We start from the raw sequence: 21,845 nt of genomic DNA, 5'->3' as shown, positions 1-21,845 counted from the left end.
AGCGTCAAAGGAGACACCCGTATGACATCCCCGCAAAACCCGCTGCTGCAAGAGTGGCAGACCCCCTTTGGCCTCGCCCCTTTTGACGCGGTCGCTGACACCGATTTCGCGCCCGCGCTGGACGTAGCCCTTGCCGCGCACCGCGCCGAGATCGACGCCATCGCCGACAACCAGGAGACGCCGACCTTTGCAAACACCGTCGAGGCGCTCGAAGCAGCAGGGCATCTGCTGGACCAGGTTCTGGGCGTTTTCTTTACGGTTGCGGGCGCCGACAGCAATCCCGCGCGCGAAGCTTTGCAGCGTGACTTCTCGCCGATCCTGTCGGCGCATTTCTCCGAAATATCGTCCAACAAGGCACTGTTCGAGCGGATCAACGTGGTGTGGGAAGGCCGTGACAGTCTTGATCTGAGCGACGAACAGGCCCGGGTTCTGATGCTGACGCACCGCGGCTTCGTGCGCGCCGGCGCGGCGCTGAGCGGTGCGCAGGAGGAACGGCTGAAAGAGATCAAGGGGCGGTTGGCCGTGCTGGGCACCCAGTTCACGCAGAACCTGCTGGCGGACGAGCGCAGCTGGTTCATGAAGCTGGAAGAGGCCGATCTGGAAGGTCTGCCCGATTTCGCAATCGACGCGGCGGTCGCTGCGGGCGAAGAAAAGGATGCGGGCGGTCCCGTCGTCACCCTGTCGCGCTCGCTGATTACCCCGTTCCTGCAATTCAGCCCGCGCCGCGATCTGCGCAAGCGCGCCTTCGAGGCGTGGGAAGCGCGCGGCGCCAATGGAGGCGAGACGGACAACCGTGCCATCGCCGCGGAAACCCTCGCGCTGCGCGACGAACGTGCCAAGCTGCTGGGCTACGAGACATTTGCGGACTACAAGCTGGAAACCGAGATGGCAAAGACCCCGCAGGCGGTCCGTGATTTGCTGATGGCCGTGTGGAAACCGGCCCGCGCGCAGGCCGAGGCCGATGCGCAGATCCTGCAGCGGATGATGCAGGATGACGGCGTCAACGGCGATCTCGCGCCGTGGGATTGGCGTTACTACGCCGAGAAACGGCGCGCGGCCGAGCACGATCTCGACGAGGCGGCGCTCAAACCCTATTTTCAGCTTGACCGGATGATCGAAGCCGCGTTCGCCTGCGCGAACCGGCTGTTCGGGCTGGAATTCAAGCCGCTCGATGTGCCGCTGTACCATTCCGATTGTCGGGCCTGGGATGTGACACGCAACGGCGAACACGTGGCGGTGTTCATCGGCGATTACTTCGCGCGCGGCTCGAAAAGATCGGGCGCATGGTGCTCGGCGATGCGCGCGCAGGCGAAATTCCCGCAGCGGCAAACGCCCGTAGTGATAAACGTATGCAACTTCGCCAAGGGCGATCCGGCGCTGCTGTCCTACGACGACGCGCGCACGCTGTTTCACGAATTTGGCCATGCGCTGCACCAGATGCTGTCGGACGTGACTTATGAGAGCGTATCGGGCACCTCTGTTGCGCGCGATTTCGTCGAACTGCCCAGCCAGCTTTACGAACATTGGCTCGAAGTGCCCGAAGTCCTGGGCGAATTTGCCACGCACGCCCGCACCGGCGCGCCGATGCCCAAGGAGATGCTGGACAAGGTTCTGGGCGCCGCGACCTTCGACATGGGGTTCCAGACGGTGGAATATGTCGCCTCTGCGCTGGTTGATCTGGCGTTTCACGAGGACGGCGTGCCCGAAGATCCGATGGCCAAACAGCGCAAGGTGCTTGACGATCTGGGCATGCCCGACGCCATCACCATGCGCCACGCAACACCGCATTTCGCGCATGTCTTTTCGGGCGACGGCTATTCCAGCGGCTACTACAGCTATATGTGGTCCGAGGTCATGGACGCAGATGCGTTTCAGGCGTTCGAGGATGCGGGGGGTGCCTTTGATTCCGAACGTGCCCGCGCTCTCGAAGAAAACATCCTCTCCACCGGCGGCAGCCGCGACGCGGCAGAGCTGTACACCGCGTTCCGGGGGCGCCTGCCGGGGGTTGAGGCGTTGCTCAAGGGCCGTGGTCTGATCGCGGCGTGAACGCGCGGGCAGGGCGTCACGCGCGCCTCGCCCGCCCGGCGGTCAGTACCCCAATGCGCGGTCGACCAGATTGAGGAAAGGCTCGCCCGCCTCACCGCGCCGGATATTTTCCACGACCGCCTCCGATGCCGTCACTGCGCGCGTCTCTGCCGCGATGTGCGGTGTCACAGTCACCTGGGGATGCGCCCAGAAGGCATGATCCTGCGGCAAAGGCTCAATGCGGAAAGCATCGAGCGTAGCGTGGGCGATTTGCCCGTCGTCCAGCGCCGCGATCAGCGCGTCGTCGTCGATCAGCGGTCCGCGACCGGGATTGATAAGGTAGGCGCCGCGCGGCATCTGCGCCAGCGTGTCGGCGTTCAAAAGGTCCGTGGTGGCGGGCGTATCGGGCAGCAGCGTCACCGCGATCTGCGCCTGCGACAAGGCCTTCGACAGTCCCGCATCCCCGTGCAGACAGGTCACGCCCGCCACATCCTTGGCGCTGCGCGACCATCCGGTCACGCGAAACCCAAGCCCCAGCAGCGCCTGCGCGCAGGCCGTGCCCAGTGCGCCGAGGCCAAGGATCACCACATCACGTTCGCGGGCAAGCGGCGGTGCTTCCGGCTCCCAACGGTGATCCGGGTTCACGATGTGGGCGTCCATTCCCAGATGATAGCGCAGCACATGGCCCGTGACCCATTCGACCATCCCCGTCGTCAGCCCCGGATCGACCATCCGCGCCAGCGGAATTTTCAACGTCTCATTGCCGGTGATCTTTTCGACACCCGCCCACAGGTTGAGCACCGCCTTGGCGTGGGTGTAGGGGGTGAAATCCTGCAGATCGCTGTTGGGCGCGTAGACGATGTAATCCACCTCCGCCGGAGGCAGATCGGTGGCAAGATTGGCCTCTATCCCGGCGTTTGCGAGCGCCCTGCGCAGCGGTGCCTCATAGGTTGTCCAGCGTTCGGGACGGGCGGCGAACAGCACGTTGATCATCGCGCGAACGCGCTCGCCATACTGGCCAGCCCCTTGATCTCGATTGGGTTGCCCGCCGGATCGAGGAAAAACATCGTCGATTGTTCGCCGGGTTCCCCGGCAAACCGTGTGTGCGGGGCCAGCACGAATTCGACGCCCTGCGCCGTCAGACGGTCGGCAAGTGCGCGCCAGTCGTCGTGTTCCAGCACCACGCCGAAATGCGGCATCGGTACCTTGTGCTCTCCGACAAGGCCCGTCGCAGCGACCTCCATCGGCTGGCCCAGATGGCACGACAGTTGATGCCCGAAAAAGTCGAAGTCCACCCAGGTGTCGGTGCTGCGTCCTTCGGAGCAGCCCAGAAGCGCGCCGTAGAATGCGCGCGTCTCGTCAAGGTCGGTGACGTTGAAGGCGAAATGAAAAATCGACATGAAGTGCCTTTCGGAATGGATATTTGCGCGATCCTACCCTGCCACGTCACCGGTGCCAATCGCGTCAACGCGGCCTGTGGACATGCGCCGATTGCACCAACCCGAAGGCCAGCAACAACACCAGCATCGCAGAGCCGCCATAGCTGACCAACGGCAGGGGCACGCCGACGACGGGCGCAAGCCCCATCACCATCGACATGTTGACCGCGAAGAACAAAAAGAAGTTGAGCGCGATACCCAGCGTCAACAGCGAGGCGAAGCGATCCTTGTTCATCACCGCCGAGACGACGCAAAACACGATGATCAGCGCATACAGCGTCAACAAGGACACCCCACCCACGAATCCGAATTCCTCGGCCAGCGTGGTAAAGATGAAATCGGTGTGCTTCTCGGGCAGGAAGTTCAGCCGAGATTGCGTTCCTTGCATAAAGCCACGCCCGGTCCAGCCACCCGATCCCAGCGCGATCTTGGACTGCGTGATGTGATAGCCCGCGCCAAGCGGGTCCGAGCTTGGATCCAGAAAGGTGTCGATGCGGCGGAACTGATAGTCCTGCAGCATCTGCCACGAGGTACCGCGCGATTTGAAAACGGTTGTCACCAGCCCGATGCCAGCGGCAAGCACCGTTGCGAAATAGGCCCAGTGTACCCCCGCCAGAAACATCAACCCGCCGCCTGCTGCCAGCAGCAGGATCGCCGTACCCAGATCCGGCTGCTTGAGCACCAGCGCGGTCGGCACAACGATGATCAGCAACGGCAGCAACACCCACAGGGGCCGCGACGTCTTTTTCGCGGGCAGCCAGTCATAGTAAGCGGCTAGAAACATCACCAGCGTGATCTTGGTCAGCTCCGAGGGCTGCAACCGCATGAAGCCCAGGTCGATCCAGCGTTGCGCGCCCATCCCGATGGACCCGAAAAACTCGACCGCGATAAGCAGGGCGATGGAGATGCCATAGGCCACCCCCGCCAGGTTGCGCCACAGCCAGATCGGCACCAGCCCAACGCCGATCATCAGCACCAGACCAATGGCGAACCGTTTCATCTGCGGTTCGGCCCACGGCCCATAACCGCCGCCCGCAACCGAATAGAGCATCAGAAAACCGGTTCCCGCCACGGCTGTCAGCAACAGGACGAGTGGCCAATTGAGATAGAAGATCTTGCGTAATCCGGTCGGGACGGATTTGACCGTGTACTCAAGATAGCTCATGCTTGATCTTTGCCCTTGTTGATGCGCGCCTGCGGCGGCACGTCGCGCAACTGTTTCTGCTGCGTCTCAATCCGGCCCCGGTCCGCCGTTGGATAGGCATCGAGCGGCGGTTCGCCTTCGTAGAGGGCTTGCAGCATGACATCGCGCGCGATGGGCGCCGCCGCGGTGGAACCTCCGCCGCCGTGCTCTACCAGAACGGCGCAGGCATAGCGGGGCGCATCATAGGGCGCGAAACTGACAAACAGCGCATGGTCGCGCTGTTCCCACGGCACCTCGTTGTTGTTCACCACGGCGGACCGCACCTGCGACGTGCCCGTCTTGCCCGCCATGCGCATCCCCTCGGCGATGATTCGGCTGCGGTAGGCCGTGCCGCGACGGTCGTTGACGACCGCGTTCATCGCACGGCGCATGCGGCGCAGGTTCTGCTCGTTCATGTTCAATGACCCGTTACCCAACACGGGCTCTTCCACGCCATTGACCGATTTGACGATGCGCGGCGTCACGTCGCGACCCGTGGCGATACGCGCGGTCATCACCGCCAGCTGCAAGGGCGAGGCCAGCATGAAACCCTGCCCGATGGAGGCGTTCACCGTATCCCCGATCACCCAGGATTCACCACGCTGGCGCAGCTTCCAATCCTTTGTCGGGGTCAGGCCGGAATTGACCGAACTCAGCGGTAGGTCGTGCCGGATGCCAAGGCCGAACCGTTGCGCCATCGCCGAAATCTTCTCGATCCCGACTTTCAGCGCCAGATCGTAATAATAAACGTCGCACGATTTTTTCAGTGAGTTTTCCAGATCGACCCAACCGTGACCGGCCCGCTTCCAGCAGTGAAACCGACGGCCCCCGACCTCAAGATGACCCGGGCAATAGACGGTTTCGTCTGGCCCGATGATGCCTTCCTCGATGGCGGCCATCGCCGTCATCATCTTGAAGGTCGAGCCGGGAGGATAGGCGCCCTGCACCGTCTTGTTGACCAGCGGGCGATACTCCGAATTCAACAGCGGATCATAATTCTTGGAGGAAATGCCGCCGATAAACAGATTGGGATCGTAGGACGGGGCCGACGCGTTCGCCAGAACGTCGCCCTTTTCGCAGTCGATGATGACGACTGCGGCGCTTTCGCCGGACAGGCGCGCCTGCACATAGTTTTGCAGTTTTGCATCCAGCGTAAGTTGCAGATCGGCGCCCGATTGACCCTCACGGCGCGCCAGTTCACGCATCACGCGGCCCGTCGCGTTGACTTCGACCTGTTTGGTGCCCGCAAACCCGCGCAACAGCGCCTCTTCGCGGGCCTCGACGTTGATCTTGCCGATCTGGAACCGTGGGATGCGCAGCACCGCATCGGGGTCCTCCAACGCATCGAGATCCTTTTGGCTGACCCGGCCCACCCGTCCCACGACATGCGCGAAATCCGATCCGCGCGGGTAAACGCGTGTCGAGCCGACTTCGGGCGACACACCCGGCAGGGCAGGGGCGTTCACTGAAACCGCGCTCACCGCGTCCCAGCTGACATCCTCGGCGATGGTCACGGGCAGGAACGGCGCGGATCGGTTCAGCTCGGCCAGCGCGCTTTCCGTCTGCTCGGGCGTCAGATCAATCAGCGTTGCAAGGCGCGACAGCACATCTTCCACATCGCCCGCATCCTCACGCACGATCACGATGCGGTAGCTCGGCACGTTTTGCGCCAGTTGCACACCGTTGCGGTCGAAGATCTCGCCCCGCTTCGGCGGGATCAGGCGAATATTGATGCGGTTTTCTTCGGCCAGCAGGCGAAACTGGTCCGCCTGATCGACTTGCAGATACCGCATCCGCGCGGCCAGACCGCCCATGAACAACAGCTGCGCACCGCCCAGAAGAGCGGCACGGCGGCTCAGCTTGACGTGGCTGGCGTCTGTCTCTGCTCTGCTGCGTCTCATGCAAGCGATCCTTTCGTCATGCGCGCGGCCCTGCGGCGTCAAGATCTCCGGGTGCCGCCTTGCGCACGCCCATCAGCGTCTGAGTGACAAGGACGACGACAGGGTACGCCAATATCGTCATGCCCAGTTCAAGCAGGCTGAGTCCAAGTGTTGGCGGCGGTACCAGCATTACCGATAGCACAATCCGGTTGACCAGCAAAATCCCCGCTAGCAACAGCGTCACAGTGACCCACTCCGCGCCGAAGGTGCTGTCGCGCAGCGTTCGCCCACGCATCTTGAGGTTCTCACAGGCCAGAAGCGCCAGCACAGCCCACAGCCCCGGCGGGCGCTGCAACAGCAGATCGGTCATCAAGAAAACAACCGCCAGCAGCAAGGCCGGCACGTAATCGGGCCGCCGCAACGACCAAGCAAAGGCAAAGCAGATCAGTAGATCGGGGGCGACCCACATGCGTACGCGGCCGTGGTTCAACAGATCGCGCAGCCGCGCTTCTGCCGGATCTATCGCGGCCAGCGGCGGTGACAGTTCCGGCGCGAACAGCCCGACGGGCTGTGTTTCGAGCGGGAGAAGGTGGAAGAAGGCATTCACCAGCGCCAGAGCGACGAAGGCGATGCGCATTAGCCAAAGCCGCGCGGAGGACAGATCATCCATCGCTCAATCCGCCGCACGTGGCGGAAGATCGGGCAACGGGGTGCCCGTGACGGCACCGATACGGTCGCGGATCACCGCAGGCTGATCCGCAACGCTTTCGGTGCCATGATGCCGCAGCACACGCAGAAATTCGAGCCGCTCGAAATCGGCTGCGAGCCGGACCCGCAGCCGCCCGCCGGGATCGGCGGCGATCTGCCCGATCAGCAAACCTTCGGGAAAGACGCCGCCATCGCCCGAACTGATGATCCGGTCGCCGGGACGGACCAGATCGGGGTTTTCAAGAAAGTCGATGGGCGGTGCGGCTGAGTTGTCGCCGGCCACGATCGCCCGCTGTCCCGATGGCTGGATGATCGCGGGAATACGGCTGGACGCGTCGGTCAACAGGATCACCCGCGCGGTGTTCTCGCCCACCCCAGAAATCCGCCCGACAAGGCCGATTCCGTCCATCGTCGCCCATCCCTCGATCAATCCGTCGCGCGCACCGACGTTGAGCAGCACCGATTGACGGTAGGGCGAGCCGCTGTCAGCCATGACCACGCCGGTAACATACGTCAGGCGCGGATCGAGACGCACATTGTTGAGATCGAGAAGCCGCGCGTTTTCCTGTTCGAGTTGCAGCGCAGCTTCCTTCCACGTCTGCATCCGGCGCAATTCCGACCGCAACTCCTGGTTCTGCTCGCTCAGGCGCTGGTAGCTTTGGAAATCGCGCAGCAGGTTGATCGTGCCGGTGACGGGTGCCATTGCCCAGTCAAGATTGGGGACCAGCTGATCCGTGATCTGCGCGCGAAAACGCTCTACGCGGGGGCTGTCGATCCTCCAAAGAACAAAGATCCCCGCCAGCACCAGCGCCAGCACAGCCAGCAGAAGCCGCCGCAGCGGGCCTGTGTAGTCGCTGGACTGTGAACGGTCTCTGGCCATCGCGGCGCGGTGCCCTCCGGTGCGGTCTTAGCTGTCGTAGTCTATAGCGTGGCGCAACTGCTTCTCGTACTCAAGCGCCTTGCCAGTGCCGAGCGCCACACAGTTCAGCGGCTCATCCGCCACCGAGATGGCAAGCCCGGTCTGCTCGCGCAGCGCCAGATCCAGATCGCCCAGCAGCGCGCCGCCACCGGTCAGCATCACACCCCTGTCGACGATGTCCGCCGCCAGATCCGGCGGTGTCGTTTCAAGCGCGGTCATCACCGCTTCGCAGATTTGCTGCACAGGTTCGGCCAGCGCCTCGGCGATCTGCGCCTGTGTTACTTCGATCTCTTTCGGCACCCCGTTGAGCAGATCGCGTCCGCGGATCTGCATTGACGTGCCGCGCCCGTCGTCGGGCATGCGGGCCGTGCCGATGGACGTCTTGATCCGCTCGGCCGTGGTCTCGCCGACCAGAAGGTTCTGCTGGCGGCGCAGATAGCTGATGATCGCCTCGTCCATCCGGTCGCCGCCGACGCGCACCGACCGCGCATACACGATATCGCCCAGCGACAGCACCGCCACCTCGGTTGTGCCGCCGCCGATATCGACGACCATGTTCCCGGTGGGGTCGGTGATCGGCATGCCTGCCCCGATTGCTGCCGCGATCGGCTCCGCGATCAGGCCCGCGCGCCGTGCACCCGCGCTCAGCACCGACTGGCGGATCGCGCGTTTCTCGACAGGGGTTGCACCGTGCGGGACGCAGACGATGATCTTGGGTTTGGAGAAGGTCGAGCGTTTGTGCACCTTGCGGATGAAATGCTTGATCATCTCTTCGGCGGTGTCGAAATCGGCGATGACCCCCTCGCGCATCGGGCGGATCGCTTCGATGGAACCGGGCGTGCGCCCCAGCATCAGCTTGGCATCCTCGCCCACGGCGAGCACCTTCTTGACGCCGTCCTTGACGTGATAGGCCACGACGGACGGCTCGCTCAGCACGATGCCCTTGCCCTTGACGTAGACCAGCGTGTTTGCTGTCCCCAGATCGATCGCCATATCCGACGAGAACAAACCGCGCAGGTTTCCAAAGATAGACATATGGGGCATCACCTTGCAAAAAATATCGTATCGCCCCGCGACTCTGTCGGAGCGCGGGTTTGCGCCGCTTATAGGGAGGTGTAGGATCGGATTAAAGGGGGGTGATCCGCACGGTTCGGCGTGTTGTTGCCGCACCCCCCGCCGGATGTATCGCGGGCGGCAGGATGCCCAAAGGAGAGAAGGACGGGATGAAAAAAGTTCAGACACTTGGTGTACATCACATCACCATGACCGGTGCGGATCGGCAGACTAGCATTGATTTCTGGGAGGGCGTTCTGGGGATGCCGTTCCTTTTTGACCAACCCAATCTGGACGATCCCGACGAGGGGCATCTGTACTTCGATCCCGGTGACGGGCGATTGATCACCATCTTCACCAACGAAAACCGCACAGGTACCCCTGACCGCACGCCGATGGATCCCGGCTGTGTCCACCATGTCGCGTTCGAGGTGGACCGCGCCATGTTCGATCAGGTGCTTGACCGGCTCAAGGCGCGCGGCATCGGCAATTCGGGCGTCAAGGATCGCGGCTTCATGCATTCGATCTACTTCAAGGATCCGCTGGGTCTTTTGATCGAACTGGCCTGCTACACCTTCATTCCGCCGCGCGGGTCAAGCCATGCGGAAGTGATGCTGGAGGCGCACAGAATTCGCGTCGCGCGCGGTGACAAGGCGATTGACCGCGCGCATCTGGCGGATGCGAGCGTCACGATCGTCGAACGCTCGCAAGGATCGCTCAGCGACGACCGAGGCCCGAAGAACCCGTATCGCGGCGGATAATCGCCGGTGCAAAGCGGCATAACCGACACCGTACGCCGCGCCCTTGCCCGCTTGATTGACTTGCCCGCCCAGAAGGTGCTTGCTTGGTCCGGACCCGACGAAAAACGATCGGGTGAATCCTTGCGGATCATAAACAGAGGCATCGAGTAATGACTAAACTTCTTTTGACAACCGCGCTGTGCTGCGCGGCCTCCGGCGCTGCGGCGGAGTTGACCTATGGCGCGGCCTTCGCAAAATATCACAACCTGGACGGCGGCGGTGACGATCTCGACGCGCGCACACTGGGGGCCGCCGCCGAATACCGGTTCGGCGCCTTCCTCTTCTCCGGCGAAATTGGGCGCATCGATCTGGGCGGAGAAGACCTTGATCTGGCGTCTGTCGGTTTCGGGTACGAGATGCCCAACGGCGTGATGCTGGGGCTTGATTACACCGAATTTGACGTCCTGGGAGATGATGCAGGCGTCGCGTCGGCCTATGCGGCCTACACGTTCGGCGAATACACCCTTGGCCTGTCTGTCGGCGACTCGTCCGACCTGAGCGAGACAACCTATTCCATCTTCGGCGCGTGGGATGTGACGCCCGGCGGCACGGTGGGCCTCGATGCGGTGCGCATCGAAGGCGAGACGCTGCTTGCGGGCTACGCCGACTACGAACTCGACAGATATGACGTGCAGGCCGATCTGGTCTCGACCGAAGGGCTGGACGTGTTCGCGGTGGCGGGCGGCTACGATCTGGGCAACCGCTTTTCGCTGATCGGGTCGTTGGGCTATTTGGACCTTGATGGTACGCAGGCCAAGGCGCTGACTGTAGGGGGCCAGTATCAAATCACCCCGGGTGCCAATGTCGAGCTGGCGGTTGGCCGCATCGACGTTGACGGCGGCGACAATATTGATCTGGTGACATTCGGCGTCGGCTTCGAGACGGGCAAGCGCACGTCGAAGCGCCGGACACTGGGCAACATTTTTACCAGTGCCACAGGCTCGGTCATCGGCCTTACCAATTTCTGACACAGCGCGACGAACGCCGCATGGTACAAGAAAGGGCTGGTCCCATATGTTGGCCCTTTCCGGCAAGTGGCGAAGGGCCGACATTGTACGGTTTCGGCTTTCCACCGAAAGATTGCTTTTCTAGTGGTCGCGTTAATCCGCGCGCCCCGAGAAAACGATGCTCGGCATCGGTATCCTGTAGGATCCGTCCGACCAGTATTGTGCCGCTCGGGCGTCTATCTCGTTTCGAATTGAAGCCTGTATGGCTGGCTCTTGCCGCTCCAGGATCAGCGGAACACGCACACCGAAATTCATGAAAAAATCGAAGAAGCTGGGTCCTTGAGCATGAAGCACGTTCTCGACAACATCTGACCTGATGTCGCGGAAACCGGCAGTCTGCAACATATCGGCGACTTCAGTTTCGTCTGACAGTAGAAAGGCGTCTGGAGCCGGATCCGCACGCGACATGTCTGCGTGCTGTCCAAGGACGTCGAACAATAGCTTGTAGCATTCAGACCGATCCGGACCGAGCCACTGGCTGAAGACAAACCTGCCGTCTTTTTTAAGCACGCGCCACGCCTCGGACATTGCACGCAAGGGATCTGTAACGTGGAACAGGACGATGTTGCTCAACACAATATCGAAGGTTCTGTCCTGCGCAGGCAATTCTTCGACATCGGCGACAGAGAATGCGATATCGGGAAAAAGAGAACGTGCCTTTCGAACCATGCCTTCGGAAAAGTCGATGCCCTCGACATCAGCTCCCAGCAGCCTGGCACAGGCCGCCACGTAGCCGGGTCCGCACCCCGCATCGAGCACCCGCGCACCCGGAAAAACACGAGCATTGTGCAGAAGCATAGGAATAGTTTGGAGGGTCGCCCGCGCTGTTGCGGCATCGTAGACATCGGCACGCGATGACCACCCATCACGTTCTCCAAGCCTGAAAGCCGAATAATCCATCCTAGCCTCCCCGTTAGGCGCAACTCAACACCAAGTCTTGAATGTTGGCAACCGTTGTGGGGAGGAGATCATTTCACGAAAACCGAATGTCAGCTTTGTTTTCGCGTCGCGAACCTTGTGATGATCATGAAACAGTGCGCGCTTCGGCTCTCGGAAATCGCTTTGCTTCAACAACGAACCTAACCGCGCAATCTGTACCCGGTAAAGCAAAGGCCCCGGCAGATGCGGGGCCTTCTTTCGTTTTGCGTATCAGCGCACATCCTTGTAGCTGACTTCGCGCTTGTCGGTGCCGCCTCTCTCGCGGCGCACCAGCAAGCGGTTGAGCGCGTGGATATAGGCGCGGGCGGAGGCGACGACGGTATCGGTGTCTGCTGACTGGCCGGTAACAATCCGCCCGTCCTCTTCCATGCGCACGGACACGGTTGCCTGCGCGTCGGTGCCTTCGGTCACGGCGGCCACCTGATAAAGCTGCAACCGCGCGGTGTGCGGCACCAGCGCCTTGATACAGTTGAACGATGCATCGACCGGGCCGTCGCCATTTTGCTCGGTGCTGTGCTCGGCCTCGTCCACGGTCAACGTCATCTTTGCCACGTTCGGACCTTCGGTGCCGCAGACGACATGCATGGATTTCAACTTGATCCTGTCCGCTTCGGGGTCCGTCGCAATCCGCATCAGCGCGATGAGGTCCTCGTCGTAGATCTCTTTCTTGCGGTCGGCCAATTCCTTGAACCGCACGAACACGTCCTTGAGCTGGTTGTCGCCCAGTTCGTAACCGAGATTTTCCAGCTTGGACCGCAACGCCGCGCGCCCAGAATGCTTGCCCATGACGATATTCGTCTCCGTCAGGCCGACGTCCGCGGGGCGCATGATCTCGAACGTTTCGGCGTTCTTGAGCATGCCGTCCTGGTGGATGCCGCTTTCGTGTGCAAAGGCGTTCTTGCCCACGATGGCCTTGTTGAACTGCACGGCAAAGCCCGACACGGACGCCACCCGGCGCGAGATGTTCATGATCTTGCTGCTGTCCACGCCGGTCTTGTAGGGCATGATGTCACTGCGCACCTTGAGCGCCATCACGACCTCTTCGAGCGCGGTATTGCCCGCCCGTTCGCCCAACCCGTTGATCGTGCACTCGATCTGCCGCGCGCCGGCTTCAACGGCGGCAAGGCTGTTGGCCGTGGCCATGCCAAGATCATTGTGGCAATGGGTGGCAAAGATGATCTCGTCCGCGCCGGGCACTTTCTCGATCAGCGTCCGGATCAACGCGGCGCTTTCGCGCGGTGCGGTATAGCCGACGGTATCGGGGATGTTGATCGTGGTCGCGCCTGCCTTGATTGCGATCTCGACAGTGCGGCACAGATAATCCTCTTCCGTGCGCGTCGCGTCCATCGGCGACCATTGCACGTTGTCGCACAGGTTGCGCGCATGGGTCACCGTCTCGTGGATCCGGTCGGCCATCTCGTCCATCGTGAGGTTCGGAATAGCACGGTGCAGCGGCGAGGTGCCGATAAAAGTATGGATACGTGGCCGGGGCGCGTGCTTGATCGCCTCCCAGCAGCGATCGATATCGCCGAACTGGGCTCGCGCCAGCCCGCAGATCTGCGCGTTCTTCGATTGCCGGGCGATTTCCGATACGGCGGCAAAGTCGCCTTCGGACGCAATCGGAAATCCGGCCTCAATGATATCGACGCCCATCTCGTCGAGCAGCTGCGCGATCTCGAGTTTTTCGGCGTGGGTCATGGTGGCGCCGGGCGATTGCTCTCCATCGCGCAACGTCGTGTCGAAAATCAGGACGCGGTCCTGGGGTGTGCCGGAGCCGCGGGCGGGAGAAGTCGTGTCTGTCATGTGATTGGCTTTCTGTCTTGCTGCTGTTGCTGGTTTGTCTTTGGCGCGCGGCACGGTCCCCTGAGCGGGCGCGCCGGATGGCACGCTCAGAGGCGGGTTAGCAGCAGCAGGGCACGCGGCAGCGACGCAGGGATCTGCGCGGGGGTCTGGGTATATGCAGCGTTGTTCATGCCGACAGTTATAACGGAGGTTTTCAAGATGGGAAGGGGGGTATTCGCAGGTTTTGTATCCGCCACTCCGATGCCGTGAATGAAGCGTTGAAGGCCGCGCAGCCCGCTCTAACTGCTGCTGTATGGAAAATGTGCTATTGATCGGAGCGTCGGGCGGCATCGGCTCGGCTGTGCGGGAACTGCTCATCGGGCGGGGCGCAAAGGTAACGGGCCTGTCCCGCTCCGCAGAGGGATTCGACATCACCGACGAGAACAGCGTCGAGCGGCATCTGTCGGCGTTCGACGGTCCGTTCGAGACGATCATCGTGGCGTCCGGTGCGCTTGAGATCGACGGTGCCGCGCCGGAAAAGACGATCCGCGCCGTGACCGCGCGGGCGATGGCCGACCAGTTCGCGGTCAATGCAATTGGCCCGGCCCTGGTTCTGCGCCATGCAGCGCGCCTTTTGCCGCGCAGGGGGCGCAGCGTGTGCGCTGTGCTGACGGCGCGTGTCGGCTCCATCGGCGACAACAGGGCCGGCGGCTGGACAAGCTACCGCGCGGCGAAGGCAGCGGCGAACCAGATCGTGCACACCACCGCGATCGAACTTGCGCGCACTCACCCGGATGCGGTCTGTGTGGCCTATCACCCCGGCACGGTCGCGACACCGTTTACGGAGGATTATCTTAGCCGCCACCCGTCCGTGACCCCGCAGGAGGCGGCGGAAAACTTGGTTGACGTGCTGGGCGGGCTGTCGCCGGACCAGACCGGTCGGTTCTTCGATTGGGACAACAAGGAGATCGTCTGGTGAGCCGGCTTGTTCTTGTCTTGGGCGATCAGCTGTCCGAGGGGCTGAGCGCGCTGCGCGAGGGCTGCAAGGACAGGGATACTGTCGTCATGGCGGAGGTAGTGGAGGAGGCGACGTACGTACGCCATCACCCCAAGAAGATCGCGCTGATCTTTGCCGCGATGCGCAAGTTCGCCGCAGCCCTTGAGAACGACGGCTGGACCGTCGCCTATACCCAGCTTGATGATACCGACAACGCAGGATCTATTGTGGGAGAACTCCTGCGCCGGGCCGAACAGACGGCGGCGGAAAGCGTGATCTGTACCGAGCCGGGGGAGTGGCGGCTGATCAACAAGCTGACCCATGCGCCGATCAAAACGCGGATCCTGCCGGACGACCGCTTTCTCGCCACGCACGCCGAATTCGAGGGCTGGGCGAAAGGGCGCAAGTCGTTGCGTATGGAGTATTTTTACCGTGAGATGCGGCGCAAGACGGGTCTGTTGATGGACGGGGACAACCCGGCGGGCGGTCAGTGGAATTTCGACCATGACAACCGCAAGCCCGCCCCGGGCAGCATCGCGCCCGAGGGGCCGTTGACCTTCGAGCCGGACAACGTGACGGGCGATGTTCTGGCGCTCGTAGAGGCCCAGTTCGGGGATCATTTCGGCACGCTGCGACCGTTCACTTTCGCCACCACCCGTGCGCAGGCGCTTGATGCGCTGGCGCATTTCGTCAAGCATTCCCTGCCGACATTCGGGGACTATCAGGATGCGATGGTGACGGGCGAGCCGTTCATGTTTCACGCGATCCTGTCGCCCTATATCAACATGGGGCTTTTGGGGTCCATGGAGGTCTGCGAGGCGGCGCAGGAGGCTTACGACAACGGCGATGCACCTATCAACGCGGTGGAGGGCTTCATCCGCCAGATCATCGGCTGGCGCGAATATGTGCGGGGCATCTATTTCCTCGAAGGGCCGGACTATGCGTCCCGCAACGTATTGAAACAAAAGCGTGATTTGCCCGCAATGTACTGGGGTGGTGAGACGGACATGGCCTGCATGGAGGCCGCCGTGGGTCAGACGCAGGAGCATGCCTATGCCCATCACATCCAGCGTTTGATGGTGACGGGCAACTTCGCGCTGTTGGCCGGGATCGACCCGCAGCAGGTGTCGGAGTGGTATCTTGAGGTCTACGCGGACGCGTATGAATGGGTCGAGGCACCCAATGTTGTGGGCATGAGCCAGTTCGCCGACGGCGGTGTGATTGCGTCGAAACCTTATGTGTCTTCAGGGTCTTACATCAATCGCATGTCGGACTATTGCAAGGGCTGCGCCTATAGTGTCACCAAGAAAACGGGCGAGGGGTCGTGCCCGTTCAACACGCTTTACTGGCACTTTCTCGACCGGCACCGCGACCGGTTTTCCGACAATCCGCGCATGGGGAACATGTACGCCACATGGGACCGGATGGACGAAGAAAAGCGCGAAACCGTGTTGTCGGATGCGCAGGCGGTTCTGTCGAAGCTCGATGCCGGCGAGGTCGTTTGAGAGGCGGCACAGACTGTACACCGGACGTACACCGCCCGTACCGCAGCGTCAGCCGTGCAGCGCCTTGCTGTCTGCGGGGGCTTCTTCGCGGTCGGTCATGCCGTAATCGCGCATGACGTGGGCGATGCGCAGGCGGTAATCTGCGAAAAACACGTTCCGCCCGGCCTTCTGGGCAGAACGGTGCTGCGACAGCCGCCGCCATTCATCCAGCGCCGCTTCGTCGCGGAAAAACGAAAGCGATAGGAGTTTGTCGGGGTTTGTCAGGCTCTGGAATCTCTCGACCGAAATGAAACCGTCGATCTGGTCGACCAGTGGCCGCATCTGGGCGGCCATGTCGAGGTAATCCTGTTTGCGGTCGGGATGCGGCATGACTTCGAAGATGACGGCGATCATGATGTGTCTCCATGCGGGCCAGAGGCGAGGGTAAGGAAGGTTCTGTCCTCGCGTAGCAGGAATTTCTCCGACTGCGCAAAGGCATAATTTTCCCGGCCCAGCGGATCCTCCGCCAGCCGGGCGCGATAGGCCTCGTAGGCGGCGAGCGACGCGATGTTGTAGATGCCGTAGGCCAGCGTCGACGATCCTTCGTGCGGGGCGTAATAGCCGATCAGATCCGCGCCGCAGCGCGGGATTGCTTGGCCCCAGTTGCGGGCGTATTGCGCGAACTGCGCGTGTTTCGTCGGGTCGATGTGATAGCGGATGATGCAGGTCAGCATGGCGGGTCCTTTCGATATGCAACGTGAAGATAGCGTGTTGCGCGGCGCGAATGCTTCGCTTACGGTCGAACTATGAAAGAAGGCCCTGACATTTCCCGCATCGCGGCGCTCATCGGTGATCCGGCGCGCGCCAATATCCTGACGGCGCTGATGAGCGGCAAGGCGTTGACAGCGACCGAACTGGCCGCCGAGGCGGGTGTGACCGTCCAGACCGCGAGCGCGCATCTGGCCAAGCTGGAGGCGGGCGGCCTGACGCAGGCGCGCAAGTCAGGGCGGCACAAGTACGTCTCGCTGAGCGGTCCTGAGGTTGCGGCGGTCCTTGAGGCGCTGATGGGGCTGGCCTCGGGCGAGGGGCATTTGCGCACCCGCACCGGCCCGCGCGACGCCGCGCTCCGCGAGGCGCGCGTGTGCTACAACCACCTTGCCGGTGCGCGCGGCATCGCGATGTTCGACGCAATGACGGCGCGTGGGCTTTTGAACGTGCACGATGACGAGGTCACGCTGACCGATGCGGGGAAGCAATTTGTCGCGGATTTCGGTGTGGATCTGGCGGCATTGACGCGGGCCAAGGCGCCGCTGTGCCGAGCCTGTCTGGACTGGAGCGCGCGGCGCAATCATCTGGCGGGGTCGGTCGGCCGGGCGATGCTGGCGCGGATGGAGGCGCTGGGCTGGGCCAGCCGCGCGCCGGGCAGCAGGGTCGTTGCCTTTACATCCTTGGGGCGACAGTCGTTCGACACGCTGTTCGGCGTGTGACGGATAGACCGAAGGCTGCGGCCTTGCGTCCGGCGCGGGCGTCTGTACGGTGTGCGAAACGATCATAGGCGCGCAGAATACCGTGGCAGACCCTGTTTCAGACTTTCCCCATCTCAAGGCCGTGAACCAATACGGCTTCTATTGCATCCCAGAAGAATTCAGGACCCGAGAGGTCGCCAAGCTGTTGCTTGCGGGCAAGGTGAACGAGCCGCGCACGCTGAAAATCATGCAGCAGTTCATGGACAATGGCGATGTCATCAGCGGCGGTGCGTTCATCGGGGATTTCCTGCCGATCCTGTCGCGCACGGCCACGCGGGGTGCGTTCATTCATTCGTTCGAGCCGAACCCGACGGGATTTGCCGCCACGACGCACACGATTGCCTTCAACGGGCTGAAGAACGTCAAGCTTTCGCCGGTTGCCGTTGGGCGGGAGGCGGCGGTGTTGCCGTTGAAGATCGCCAAATCGGGCGGCGCACCGTTGGGCGGGATGTCACGGATCGTGGATGCGCCGATCGAGGGGCAGACCGTGGATGTGCAGATGCGGCGGTTGGATGATCTGGTGCCGGAGGGGCGCAAGGTCACGATCGTGCAACTGGATGTGGAAGGGCACGAATGGCCCGCGCTGGAGGGGGCGCGGCGCATTATAAGCGACAGCCAGCCGCTGATCGTTCTGGAAACGCTTGTCGGGCAGGAGCCCGAAGAGACCGCGCAAAACCTGCGCGAAATGTGTCCCACCGCAGGTTATCAATTCATGGGCATGATGGAGCGCAACGCGTTCTACCGACCGCTGGACCGCTGATCGGAATTACTCGGGCGCCGGTGCCTCGGCGTCGGAGCCGTCCGCCGGTGCCGCATCGGTTGCGTCTTCGCTGGCTTCCTGCAGGGTACCGTTGTCCCACGCGCCCGCCGCCTCTTCGCCGGTGGCGTAGCGCATCGTGCCCTGTCCCTGCCGCTTGCCCGCCACGAACGTGCCTTCGTAGACATCGCCGTTGGCGTAGGTCGCGGTGCCCTGACCGTCAATTTCGCCCTGTGACCATGCGCCCTCGTAGACGAAACCGCTGGGCATGGTGATCTTGCCCTGTCCCTCGCGGCGGCCATCGACGAATTCACCGACGTAGACGGTACCGTCGGGATAGGTCGCAGTGCCTTTGCCGTGGCGTAGGCCGTCTTTCCAGTTGCCGACGTAGGTGCGCCCGTCCGCGTAGGTGAGCGTGCCCTGGCCTTCGTTGCGCGCGTTCACAAAGCCGCCCTCGTAAACCATGCCGTTGGGATAGGTCGCGGTGCCTTGACCCTCAATCACGCCGCCGACCCAATCGCCAGTGTAGGTAGAGCCGTCGGGATAGGTGATCTTGCCCTGTCCCTGGGCGAGATTGTCGATGAACGTACCCGACTGGACCGAGCCGTCGGGGTAGGTCACGGTGCCTTCGCCTTCGGCACGGCCCTCGACCCACTGGCCTTCGTAGACATAGCCGTCCGCACCGGTGAACTTACCCTGCCCGTAGCGTTGGTCGTTCAGGTAGGCGCCCTCGTAGACGTCGCCCGAGGTGGTGGTGGATTTGCCGATGCCCTCGCGGCGGCCGTCCACCAGATCGCCTTCGTAGGTGTCGCCGTTGGCCTGAAGGATCGTGCCCGTGCCGTTCAGCTGCCCGTCGGCCCAGGTGCCTTCCAGCGTGAAGCCTTCGGGATGGGTCAGCTTGCCCAGCCCCGAGCGCGCGCCGTTGACGACGGTGCCTTCATAGACCGCGCCTTCGACGTCATCGATGACGGCCTGTCCGGTGGCCACCCCGTCGACCCAATCGCCTTTGTATTCATAACCGTCCGCCGTTTGCAGCACGCCTTTGCCGTGGCGCTTGCCATTGCGGAAGCCGCCCTCGTAGCGTTCGCCGGTGGCGTGGATGGCGACGCCCTGTCCCATGATGCTGCCCGCTTCCCACTCGCCCTCGTAGGTGCCGCCGTCGGCCATCGTGATCTTGCCGATGCCGTCGGGTTTGCCTTTGGAGAAGTCGCCCTCGTAGACCGAGCCGTTGGGAAAGCGCGCGACGCCCTTGCCGCGGATCTCGCCTTCAACCCACTGGCCGGAGTATTCGTATCCGTTGGGTAGCCGGTAGGTGCCGGTGCCGTGTTGCAGGCCGTCCTTGAACGTGCCTTCGTACACGCCGCCGTCGTCGTATTGTTTGCTCAGCACCTGCGTGTTCTGCGCGAACGCGGGGGTGCCGGCGAGAAGCGGCGCAAGGGCGGCGGCGAGGATCAGGCGGGAGAAGGGCATGGCGGTCCTGTCGGGTTGGGCATCGGTCCGGCACAGCCTAAGGGGCGGTGGAACGGGGGGCAACGACCTTTTGCCGGTATCGGCGGGCTGCGGCACCCGGTGCCAATACGCGCGCGGATTGCGGGCTTTCCCTCGGACGGTGATCTGCTACATCACAGACATTGCAGGAAAAGGGGCCTTGATAATGGCAGAGCGGTTTCGCATCACACTGGGCCAGTTGAACCCCACGGTCGGCGATCTGGCCGGAAACGCCGCCCTGGCGCGCAAGGCGTGGGAGGCGGGGCGCGCGGGGGGTGCCGATCTGGTGGCGCTGCCGGAGATGTTCCTGGCCGGGTACAACGCGCAGGATCTGGTGATGAAGGCCGCGTTCCAGACCGATGCGATGACCCATCTCGAAGCACTTGCCGTCGATTGCGCGGACGGCCCGGCGCTGGCCATCGGTACGCCTTGGGCAGAGGGGGCGGAGTTGTTCAACGCCTACGTTATTCTGAAGGGCGGCAATATCGCGAGCCGGGTGCTCAAGCATCATCTGCCCAACGAGACGGTGTTCGATGAAGTGCGCGTGTTTGACAGCGGGCCGCTGGGCGGGCCCTATTCGGTGGGCGATACGCGGGTCGGATCGCCCATTTGCGAGGATGCGTGGCACCCGGACGTGGCCGAGACGCTGGCCGAAACGGGTGCGGAATTCCTGTTGGTGCCAAACGGTTCACCCTACTATCGCGGCAAGCACGACACCCGGCTCAATCACATGGTGGCGCGGGTGATCGAGACGGATTTACCGCTGATCTATCTCAACATGGTGGGCGGTCAGGACGATCAGGTGTTTGACGGCGCGAGTTTCGGCCTGAACCCTGGTGGCAAGCTGGCGTTCCAGTTTCCCGAATTTGACGAGGTGATCCGCCACGTCGATCTGGAACGGGGGCCGGACGGCTGGCGCATCGTCGAGGGTGACAAAGCCGTGCACGACAGCGCCTATGCGCAGGATTACCGGGTGATGGTGCTTGGATTGCGCGATTACATGCGCAAGACCGGGTTTACGAAAGTGCTGCTGGGCATGTCGGGCGGGGTCGATTCGGCGATCGTGGCGACCATCGCCACGGACGCGCTTGGCCCTGATAACGTGCGCTGTGTAATGCTGCCGTCGGAATATACATCCGATGCGTCCCTGAAAGATGCCGAGGAGTGCGCCCGCGCTCTGGGCGTCCGCTATGATTATGTGCCGATCACGCAAGGCCGCGATGCGATTACCGCGACGCTCGCGCCGCTGTTCGAAGGGACCGCGCCGGACATCGCCGAAGAGAACATCCAGAGCCGCCTGCGCGGGCTGCTGTTGATGGCGATCAGCAACAAGTTCGGCGAAATGCTGTTGACCACCGGTAACAAGTCCGAGGTGGCGGTGGGCTATGCCACGATCTATGGCGATATGTCGGGCGGCTATAATCCGATCAAGGATCTGTATAAGATGCGGGTGTTCGAGACGTGTCGTTGGCGCAATGAGAATTACGCGGACTGGATGATGGGGCCGCAGGGCGGGGTGATCCCCGAGAACATCATCACCAAGGCGCCTACCGCCGAGCTGCGCGCGGACCAAAAAGACAGCGACAGCCTGCCCGATTATCCCGAGCTGGACGCGATTCTGGAAATTCTGGTCGATCAGGATGGATCGGTCGCCGATTGCGTCGCAGCAGGCTTTGCCCGCGAGACGGTCAGGAAGGTCGAGCACCTGATCTATATCTCAGAGTACAAACGCTTTCAGTCCGCACCGGGGCCGCGCCTGACCAAGGGTGCGTTCTGGCTTGACCGGCGCTATCCCATTGCCAACCGCTGGCGCGATCCAAGCTGATATGCGCGTGCTCGCTGCCGCTGCGTTCAGGTC

At 62.6% G+C, this 21,845-nt stretch carries 20 protein-coding genes; 8 read left to right on the top strand and 12 right to left on the bottom strand.

Annotation, left to right across the window (positions count from 1 at the left end):
- The first annotated feature begins 21 nt into the window (after positions 1 to 21).
- Entirely contained in the window at positions 22 to 2,046 is a 2,025-nt protein-coding gene (locus Q1A06_RS18015; protein WP_299566873.1) for a M3 family metallopeptidase, read from the top strand.
- A 42-nt stretch (positions 2,047 to 2,088) separates the two neighbouring features.
- Here the strand turns inward: Q1A06_RS18015 and Q1A06_RS18010 are convergent, their stop codons facing one another.
- From Q1A06_RS18010 to Q1A06_RS17980, 7 genes are all read right to left on the bottom strand, one after another.
- Positions 2,089 to 3,018 carry a glyoxylate/hydroxypyruvate reductase A gene (locus Q1A06_RS18010; RefSeq protein ID WP_299566872.1) on the bottom strand — a complete coding sequence of 310 codons (930 nt, stop codon included), beginning with the start codon at positions 3,016 to 3,018 and terminating at the stop codon, positions 2,089 to 2,091.
- A complete protein-coding gene (locus Q1A06_RS18005; RefSeq protein WP_299566870.1) occupies positions 3,015 to 3,425 on the bottom strand; it encodes a VOC family protein in 411 nt (136 codons plus the stop codon). Before Q1A06_RS18005 ends, Q1A06_RS18010 begins: the two co-directional genes overlap by 4 nt.
- Before the next feature lie 64 nt (positions 3,426 to 3,489).
- Positions 3,490 to 4,629 (bottom strand): rod shape-determining protein RodA, encoded by a 1,140-nt coding sequence (rodA, locus tag Q1A06_RS18000; protein ID WP_299566868.1) that lies wholly within the window; start codon positions 4,627 to 4,629, stop codon positions 3,490 to 3,492.
- Positions 4,626 to 6,548 (bottom strand): penicillin-binding protein 2, encoded by a 1,923-nt coding sequence (gene mrdA, locus Q1A06_RS17995; protein ID WP_299566866.1) that lies wholly within the window; start codon positions 6,546 to 6,548, stop codon positions 4,626 to 4,628. Before mrdA ends, rodA begins: the two co-directional genes overlap by 4 nt.
- Positions 6,549 to 6,564: 16 nt before the next feature.
- Positions 6,565 to 7,197 carry a rod shape-determining protein MreD gene (locus Q1A06_RS17990; RefSeq protein WP_299566865.1) on the bottom strand — a complete coding sequence of 211 codons (633 nt, stop codon included), beginning with the start codon at positions 7,195 to 7,197 and terminating at the stop codon, positions 6,565 to 6,567.
- Between the two features lie 3 nt (positions 7,198 to 7,200).
- Positions 7,201 to 8,115 (bottom strand): rod shape-determining protein MreC, encoded by a 915-nt coding sequence (gene mreC / locus Q1A06_RS17985; protein WP_299566863.1) that lies wholly within the window; start codon positions 8,113 to 8,115, stop codon positions 7,201 to 7,203.
- A gap of 27 nt (positions 8,116 to 8,142) precedes the next feature.
- Positions 8,143 to 9,189: a rod shape-determining protein gene (locus tag Q1A06_RS17980; protein ID WP_299566861.1), complete on the bottom strand. Its 1,047-nt coding sequence runs from the start codon at positions 9,187 to 9,189 to the stop codon at positions 8,143 to 8,145.
- Between the two features lie 188 nt (positions 9,190 to 9,377).
- Between Q1A06_RS17980 and Q1A06_RS17975 the strand changes: the two genes are divergently transcribed.
- Entirely contained in the window at positions 9,378 to 9,968 is a 591-nt protein-coding gene (locus tag Q1A06_RS17975; protein ID WP_299566859.1) for a VOC family protein, read from the top strand.
- A 149-nt stretch (positions 9,969 to 10,117) separates the two neighbouring features.
- Positions 10,118 to 10,975 (top strand): 2-isopropylmalate synthase, encoded by an 858-nt coding sequence (locus Q1A06_RS17970; protein ID WP_299566857.1) that lies wholly within the window; start codon positions 10,118 to 10,120, stop codon positions 10,973 to 10,975.
- A gap of 132 nt (positions 10,976 to 11,107) precedes the next feature.
- Here the strand turns inward: Q1A06_RS17970 and Q1A06_RS17965 are convergent, their stop codons facing one another.
- Positions 11,108 to 11,914, bottom strand: a complete 807-nt coding sequence (locus Q1A06_RS17965; protein WP_299566855.1) for a class I SAM-dependent methyltransferase — start codon at positions 11,912 to 11,914, stop codon at positions 11,108 to 11,110.
- A 249-nt stretch (positions 11,915 to 12,163) separates the two neighbouring features.
- Complete coding sequence (locus Q1A06_RS17960; protein WP_299566853.1) at positions 12,164 to 13,756, bottom strand: 2-isopropylmalate synthase; 1,593 nt, start codon at positions 13,754 to 13,756, stop codon at positions 12,164 to 12,166.
- A 292-nt stretch (positions 13,757 to 14,048) separates the two neighbouring features.
- On the opposite strand from Q1A06_RS17960, the gene Q1A06_RS17955 reads away from it, so the two are divergent.
- Positions 14,049 to 14,714, top strand: a complete 666-nt coding sequence (locus Q1A06_RS17955) for an SDR family NAD(P)-dependent oxidoreductase (RefSeq protein ID WP_299566851.1) — start codon at positions 14,049 to 14,051, stop codon at positions 14,712 to 14,714.
- Positions 14,711 to 16,237 carry a cryptochrome/photolyase family protein gene (locus Q1A06_RS17950; RefSeq protein WP_299566848.1) on the top strand — a complete coding sequence of 509 codons (1,527 nt, stop codon included), beginning with the start codon at positions 14,711 to 14,713 and terminating at the stop codon, positions 16,235 to 16,237. Before Q1A06_RS17955 ends, Q1A06_RS17950 begins: the two co-directional genes overlap by 4 nt.
- 48 nt (positions 16,238 to 16,285) lie before the next feature.
- Here Q1A06_RS17950 and Q1A06_RS17945 read toward each other — a convergent pair whose 3' ends face one another.
- Both Q1A06_RS17945 and Q1A06_RS17940 read right to left on the bottom strand, forming a co-directional pair.
- A complete protein-coding gene (locus Q1A06_RS17945; protein ID WP_299566845.1) occupies positions 16,286 to 16,630 on the bottom strand; it encodes an antibiotic biosynthesis monooxygenase in 345 nt (114 codons plus the stop codon).
- Positions 16,627 to 16,950, bottom strand: a complete 324-nt coding sequence (locus tag Q1A06_RS17940; RefSeq protein WP_299566842.1) for an NIPSNAP family protein — start codon at positions 16,948 to 16,950, stop codon at positions 16,627 to 16,629. Before Q1A06_RS17940 ends, Q1A06_RS17945 begins: the two co-directional genes overlap by 4 nt.
- Positions 16,951 to 17,022: 72 nt before the next feature.
- Between Q1A06_RS17940 and Q1A06_RS17935 the strand changes: the two genes are divergently transcribed.
- Positions 17,023 to 17,703 (top strand): winged helix-turn-helix domain-containing protein, encoded by a 681-nt coding sequence (locus tag Q1A06_RS17935; protein WP_299566839.1) that lies wholly within the window; start codon positions 17,023 to 17,025, stop codon positions 17,701 to 17,703.
- Positions 17,704 to 17,785: 82 nt separating this feature from the next.
- On the top strand, positions 17,786 to 18,502 hold the full coding sequence (locus Q1A06_RS17930; protein WP_299566836.1) for an FkbM family methyltransferase: 717 nt from the start codon (positions 17,786 to 17,788) through the stop codon (positions 18,500 to 18,502).
- A gap of 6 nt (positions 18,503 to 18,508) precedes the next feature.
- Here Q1A06_RS17930 and Q1A06_RS17925 read toward each other — a convergent pair whose 3' ends face one another.
- A complete protein-coding gene (locus Q1A06_RS17925) occupies positions 18,509 to 19,969 on the bottom strand; it encodes a 2-isopropylmalate synthase (protein ID WP_299566832.1) in 1,461 nt (486 codons plus the stop codon).
- A gap of 184 nt (positions 19,970 to 20,153) precedes the next feature.
- On the opposite strand from Q1A06_RS17925, the gene Q1A06_RS17920 reads away from it, so the two are divergent.
- Positions 20,154 to 21,812: an NAD+ synthase gene (locus Q1A06_RS17920; RefSeq protein ID WP_299566829.1), complete on the top strand. Its 1,659-nt coding sequence runs from the start codon at positions 20,154 to 20,156 to the stop codon at positions 21,810 to 21,812.
- Positions 21,813 to 21,845: the final 33 nt, after the last annotated feature.

Source organism: uncultured Sulfitobacter sp. (genome assembly GCF_947497275.1).
GTDB lineage: Bacteria > Pseudomonadota > Alphaproteobacteria > Rhodobacterales > Rhodobacteraceae > Sulfitobacter.
Note: the sequence above shows the minus strand (reverse complement) of the source record. Positions and strands in the feature narration are given on the sequence as shown.

Coding starts and splice junctions, on each gene's coding strand:
- mrdA (WP_299566866.1), bottom strand. CDS start 6,548: ATGAGACGCAGCAGAGCAGAGACAGACGCCAGCCACGTCAAGCTGAGC.
- rodA (WP_299566868.1), bottom strand. CDS start 4,629: ATGAGCTATCTTGAGTACACGGTCAAATCCGTCCCGACCGGATTACGC.
- Q1A06_RS17970 (WP_299566857.1), top strand. CDS start 10,118: ATGACTAAACTTCTTTTGACAACCGCGCTGTGCTGCGCGGCCTCCGGC.
- Q1A06_RS17965 (WP_299566855.1), bottom strand. CDS start 11,914: ATGGATTATTCGGCTTTCAGGCTTGGAGAACGTGATGGGTGGTCATCG.
- Q1A06_RS17935 (WP_299566839.1), top strand. CDS start 17,023: ATGAAAGAAGGCCCTGACATTTCCCGCATCGCGGCGCTCATCGGTGAT.
- Q1A06_RS17945 (WP_299566845.1), bottom strand. CDS start 16,630: ATGATCGCCGTCATCTTCGAAGTCATGCCGCATCCCGACCGCAAACAG.
- Q1A06_RS18010 (WP_299566872.1), bottom strand. CDS start 3,018: ATGATCAACGTGCTGTTCGCCGCCCGTCCCGAACGCTGGACAACCTAT.
- Q1A06_RS17955 (WP_299566851.1), top strand. CDS start 14,049: ATGGAAAATGTGCTATTGATCGGAGCGTCGGGCGGCATCGGCTCGGCT.
- Q1A06_RS17980 (WP_299566861.1), bottom strand. CDS start 9,189: ATGTCTATCTTTGGAAACCTGCGCGGTTTGTTCTCGTCGGATATGGCG.
- Q1A06_RS17960 (WP_299566853.1), bottom strand. CDS start 13,756: ATGACAGACACGACTTCTCCCGCCCGCGGCTCCGGCACACCCCAGGAC.
- Q1A06_RS17925 (WP_299566832.1), bottom strand. CDS start 19,969: ATGCCCTTCTCCCGCCTGATCCTCGCCGCCGCCCTTGCGCCGCTTCTC.
- mreC (WP_299566863.1), bottom strand. CDS start 8,115: ATGGCCAGAGACCGTTCACAGTCCAGCGACTACACAGGCCCGCTGCGG.
- Q1A06_RS17920 (WP_299566829.1), top strand. CDS start 20,154: ATGGCAGAGCGGTTTCGCATCACACTGGGCCAGTTGAACCCCACGGTC.
- Q1A06_RS18005 (WP_299566870.1), bottom strand. CDS start 3,425: ATGTCGATTTTTCATTTCGCCTTCAACGTCACCGACCTTGACGAGACG.
- Q1A06_RS18015 (WP_299566873.1), top strand. CDS start 22: ATGACATCCCCGCAAAACCCGCTGCTGCAAGAGTGGCAGACCCCCTTT.
- Q1A06_RS17975 (WP_299566859.1), top strand. CDS start 9,378: ATGAAAAAAGTTCAGACACTTGGTGTACATCACATCACCATGACCGGT.
- Q1A06_RS17940 (WP_299566842.1), bottom strand. CDS start 16,950: ATGCTGACCTGCATCATCCGCTATCACATCGACCCGACGAAACACGCG.
- Q1A06_RS17990 (WP_299566865.1), bottom strand. CDS start 7,197: ATGGATGATCTGTCCTCCGCGCGGCTTTGGCTAATGCGCATCGCCTTC.